Here is a 4,614-nt window from a genome sequence, read left to right on the forward strand (position 1 = left end):
CGAGCGCACGCCGGTGGCCACCATAGATGCTCCGGCTTCGGGCCGCATGGCGGTGGGTGAGACCATCACCAACATGGCGGCGGCACCTATTGCAAAGCTTTCCGATATTCGTCTCTCGGCAAACTGGATGGCGGCGGCGGGGCATCCCGGCGAAGATGAAAATCTGTATGAAACGGTCAAAGCTGTGGGTATGCAGCTGTGTCCGGCCCTTGGTATTGCCATTCCGGTTGGCAAGGACTCAATGTCCATGAAAACCGTATGGGAAGAGGGTGATGAGCAAAAAAGTGTGACCGCACCCCTGTCGCTTGTGGTCAGCGGCTTTGCGCCGGTAACCGATGTGACTCGTACCCTGACCCCGCAACTGCGCACCGATTGTGGCGACACCGACCTGATTCTTGTGGATCTGGCTGCTGGCCAGAACCGGCTGGGTGGTTCTGCCCTGGCTCAGGTATTCGGCCAGGTGGGGGCTGTGGCACCAGATCTGGACGACCCCGAGGACATCAAAGCATTTTTTGCGGTGATTCAGGGGCTGAACGGCGACAGCAAATTGCTCGCTTACCATGACCGTTCCGACGGCGGCATGTTTGTGACACTGACAGAAATGGCATTTGCGGGCCATTGCGGTATTGATGTTCGCCTCGACGGTCTTGCCGAGGAGCACAGCCAGCTGGCCCGGGAGCTGTTTAACGAGGAGCTGGGTGCGGTCATACAGGTACGTCGTGATGACACGCCTTTCGTGCTTCAGCAGTTCTCTGCGGCCGGACTGGGGGAGCATACCTCGGTGATTGGTACGCTCAACACTGAGGACCGTATCCGTTTTCTGTTCAACGCCGACCCGGTGGTAGATCGTGCGAGAACGGATCTCCAGCGATTATGGGCTGAAACCAGCTACCGCATCCAGGCTTTGCGTGATAACGCCGACTGCGCAAAGCAGGAATATGACAGCTTGCTTGATACATCCGATCCCGGGTTGTCCGCGCTGCTGACGTTCGATCCTGCGGAGGATATCGCTGCGCCCTACATCAACACCGGAGTGCACCCCAGAGTCGCCATACTGCGTGAACAGGGCGTAAACGGACAGACCGAAATGGCGGCTGCTTTTGACCGGGCCGGTTTCGAGTCGGTAGACGTTCATATGAGCGATCTCCTGTCTGGCCGTGTAGCACTCAACGATTTCAGGGCCCTGGTAGCCTGTGGCGGGTTTTCCTACGGGGACGTGCTGGGCGCAGGTGAAGGCTGGGCCAAGTCGATTCTGTTCAATGGCCGGGTGCGGGATCAGTTTGCAGAGTTTTTTGATCGCAACGACACGCTCGCACTGGGTGTGTGTAACGGATGTCAGATGATGTCCAGTCTTCATGAGCTGATTCCGGGCACCGACAGCTGGCCTCGCTTCGTGCGAAACCAGTCAGAGCAGTTCGAGGCACGCCTGGTGATGGTAGAGGTGCAGGAGTCGAAATCCGCATTCCTGCAAGGCATGGCGGGCTCACGTATGCCTATCGCCGTTGCCCATGGGGAAGGGCGCACGGAGTTTCGTGACGGTGCCGCTGAGGAAACCTTTGATGCCTCGGGGCAGGTTGCGCTGCGGTATATCAGCAACCAGGGCGGAGTCACTGCAGCCTACCCGTTTAATCCAAACGGATCCGGGCGAGGTATTACCGGACTGTCCAATAGCGATGGCCGGGTCACCATCATGATGCCTCATCCTGAGCGGGTGTTCCGTGCTGCCCAGTATTCCTGGTGTCCGGAAGGCTGGTCGGAAGATGCGCCCTGGATGAGAATGTTCCGCAACGCCCGCAAGTGGCTCGGTTAATACAGGACACCACGGGAACACTGCTGGACGGAATTGAGAAACCGGTGTTGGATACCAGTGAAAGCTGGCACTCCGCACCGGTTTTTTATTGCCCGGAAAGATCACCTGGCCGCTGTTGGCAGCCTTGGCTAAACGGCAGGATTACAAGGTTTTTTTTGCCTTTTATAACGAAAAAAGGCCTTGACTAAAAACTTTTATGCACATGTTCAGGTGCTTTTGAGGGCACCGCTGGTTAATCGGTCTGCAGTTGGGTTATATTTTGTTCGGCATTCTTAAGTTGTTGAAAAATAAAGATTTTAAAACTTAGGTGGATTTGTCGCCAATTTGTAGAGAGCCCTGCAACCACGGGGGTTGTAGGGGGTTGCCCAAAAACTTTCCCCAGAGTTATCCACAGATTTTGTGGGTAACCTCGCAAGTGGTTGTTGGCAGGCCCGAATGGCCTCAGACTGGGGCATTGGTCCGGAGTTTTCAAAGACGAAAAGTTCACGGGAGGCCGTCATGTTCAAGCTGGTTTATTTTGTGCCTGAAACTCACCTTGAGCAGACCAAGGTGGCTGTATTTGACGCCGGTGGTGGTCGTATAGGGAATTACGATCGATGCGCCTGGCAATGTTCAGGGCAGGGACAGTTCCGGCCCCTGGCGGACAGCGATCCGTTTCTCGGAAAGCAGGGCGAGCTGGAAGTGGTTGCGGAATACCGGGTAGAGCTGGTTTGTGGCGACCAGTGCATCTCTGCTGTTGTTGAGGCACTGAAGCAGGCACATCCCTACGAGGAGCCTGCTTATGATGTGGTGCGGCTGGAGGTGATCTGAAGTGGTGTCAGCGGGCCGTAACCAGGCGGTCAGGCGCCTGGCTTGAGCTTGTAGCGAATGTCGCTGATGCGCATGGGGTATTCCTGGCGCGGCAGGTCTTCGATGAAGTGCTCCAGCGTCCTGCGCACGGTGGGAAAGGAAATCCTTTCCCAGGGGATGTCCGCCGGATTGAACAGCTGGGTCTCGAGAGATTCCTCTCCGGCCCCGTAGCGACCGTCGATGAGCTGTGCCCGGTAGAACATATGGACCTGATCAATGTGTGGCACGTGAATGATCGTGTACAGCCCTTCAAGACTCACGGTGGCTTCCGCTTCTTCGAGAGTCTCCCTGGTGGCAGCCTCTTCGGTGGTTTCCGAGTTTTCCATAAAACCGGCAGGCAGGGTCCAGTACCCGTATCGGGGTTCGATCGCGCGCCGGCACAGGAGGATCTGGCCTTCCCAGACAGGTACCGTCCCGGCAACAATGCGGGGGTTCTGGTAATGTATGGTCTCACAGCTCGGGCACACATACCGCGGGCGATTGTCACCGGCAGGTACGCGTTGTTCGACCGGGTGACCGCAGCTACTGCAGAATTTCATGAATAACCCCGTATAATGTGGCTTGTTTTCGTCCTAGTGTATCGCCATGACAGGCTGGTGTCTCACACGAGTTGACTATCGGAGAGCGATTTTGCGAGATCTTTTGGCTGAGCGACTGGCCGGTTATGCGCCGAGGCAACTGGCTCTGGATTACCCGGAAGCCAGTGTGCTGGTTCCGGTAACCAATAACCCGGGCCGTCCTGAAATTCTCTTTACCCTGCGCTCCGCCAACCTTTCAACCCACAGCGGCCAGGTTGCCTTTCCCGGCGGCAAGCGGGATCTTTCGGATCCATCGCTGGAATACACTGCGCTTCGGGAAACCCATGAAGAAATCGGGCTTCCGCCCGGTGAGGTGCAGATCATCGCGCCGCTGAGCCAGGTCATGTCCCGCTATGGCATCCTGGTGACTCCTTACGTTGGAGTAGTGCCAGTCGATCATCCGCTGACTCCGAATCCCCATGAAATAGAGAGCATCTTCACGGTGCCCGTGGAGTTCTTCCTGGAAGACAAGCGGGAGCGGACCGATGTGTTGCCATTCCAGAACCACACCTATCATGTGCCTTGTTATCGTTGGGGGCGTTATCAGATCTGGGGCTTGTCAGCCGTGGTGCTGGTCGATTTTCTGAACGCTGTGTACGATGCTGACATTGATATTTTCGAACCTGTAAAAGGAGGCTGACATGCTTTATGAACTGGGCGAACTCAAGCCCGAACTGATTGGCTCAGGGCAGTTTGTCGCTGACAACGCAACGGTAATCGGACGTGTCGCACTGCATGAGCACTGCAGTATCTGGTTTAACGTGGTTATTCGTGGTGACAATGACCTGATCACCATTGGCCCTGAAAGCAACGTGCAGGATGGCTCTGTGCTGCACACCGATACGGGCGTGAAGCTGTCCCTGGGTCGCGGTGTGACAGTGGGCCACAAGGCCATGCTGCACGGCTGCGAGGTAGGTGACTACTCGCTGATCGGCATCAATGCTGTAGTGCTGAACGGCGCCCGCATTGGCAAGCACTGCCTTATCGGTGCAAATACGCTGATTCCGGAGGGGATGATCGTGCCGGACGGTTCCCTGGTGGTGGGTGCGCCGGGCAAGATCAAGCGGGAGCTGGGAGAAAATCAGCGCAAAATGCTGGAGCTGAGCGCTGCTCACTACGTAGAAAATGCCGCCAGGTACATGAAAGAGCTGAAACCCATGGTCCCGGGTAATCAATGAACAGGGAAGACCGGGTTCGTTCACCCTGTGTCAGCGTCTGTGCCCTTGATGAGCGGGACATTTGCATAGGATGTCATCGCACTGGTGACGAAATTACCCACTGGTCCCGGCTAACGGACGAGCAGCGCAGGGAAGTTCTGGTCCTGGTAGCAGAGCGTGAGCGGGAAGCGCTGCTCTGAGCGCCTGAATTTTGGAATTA

General features: G+C 56.5%; 6 protein-coding genes. 5 read left to right on the top strand and 1 reads right to left on the bottom strand.

Translation table 11 applies throughout. The annotated features are described in order from the left end of the window. Positions 1-1,810: phosphoribosylformylglycinamidine synthase (purL, locus tag AAC035_RS18915; RefSeq protein WP_339806663.1), on the top strand; the 1,810-nt coding region annotated here is incomplete at its 5' end. A gap of 498 nt (positions 1,811-2,308) precedes the next feature. Beyond that, positions 2,309-2,620: an NGG1p interacting factor NIF3 gene (locus AAC035_RS18920; protein ID WP_339806664.1), complete on the top strand. Its 312-nt coding sequence runs from the start codon at positions 2,309-2,311 to the stop codon at positions 2,618-2,620. 29 nt (positions 2,621-2,649) lie between these two features. On the opposite strand, the gene AAC035_RS18925 is transcribed toward AAC035_RS18920, so the two are convergent. Continuing rightward, a complete protein-coding gene (locus AAC035_RS18925; RefSeq protein ID WP_339806665.1) occupies positions 2,650-3,198 on the bottom strand; it encodes an NUDIX hydrolase in 549 nt (182 codons plus the stop codon). A 91-nt stretch (positions 3,199-3,289) separates the two neighbouring features. Between AAC035_RS18925 and AAC035_RS18930 the strand changes: the two genes are divergently transcribed. The 3 genes from AAC035_RS18930 to AAC035_RS18940 are packed head-to-tail and all read left to right on the top strand — an operon-like array spanning position 3,290 to position 4,594. Then, a complete protein-coding gene (locus AAC035_RS18930; protein WP_339806666.1) occupies positions 3,290-3,877 on the top strand; it encodes a CoA pyrophosphatase in 588 nt (195 codons plus the stop codon). Position 3,878: 1 nt separating this feature from the next. After that, positions 3,879-4,415 (top strand): gamma carbonic anhydrase family protein, encoded by a 537-nt coding sequence (locus tag AAC035_RS18935; protein ID WP_339806667.1) that lies wholly within the window; start codon positions 3,879-3,881, stop codon positions 4,413-4,415. After that, positions 4,412-4,594, top strand: coding sequence for a DUF1289 domain-containing protein (locus AAC035_RS18940; RefSeq protein WP_339806668.1), 183 nt, complete (start codon positions 4,412-4,414; stop codon positions 4,592-4,594). The genes AAC035_RS18935 and AAC035_RS18940 overlap by 4 nt, the downstream gene beginning before the upstream one ends. Positions 4,595-4,614: the final 20 nt, after the last annotated feature.

The organism is uncultured Marinobacter sp., from assembly GCF_963974375.1.
In the GTDB taxonomy this organism is placed as follows: Bacteria; Pseudomonadota; Gammaproteobacteria; order Pseudomonadales; family Oleiphilaceae; genus Marinobacter.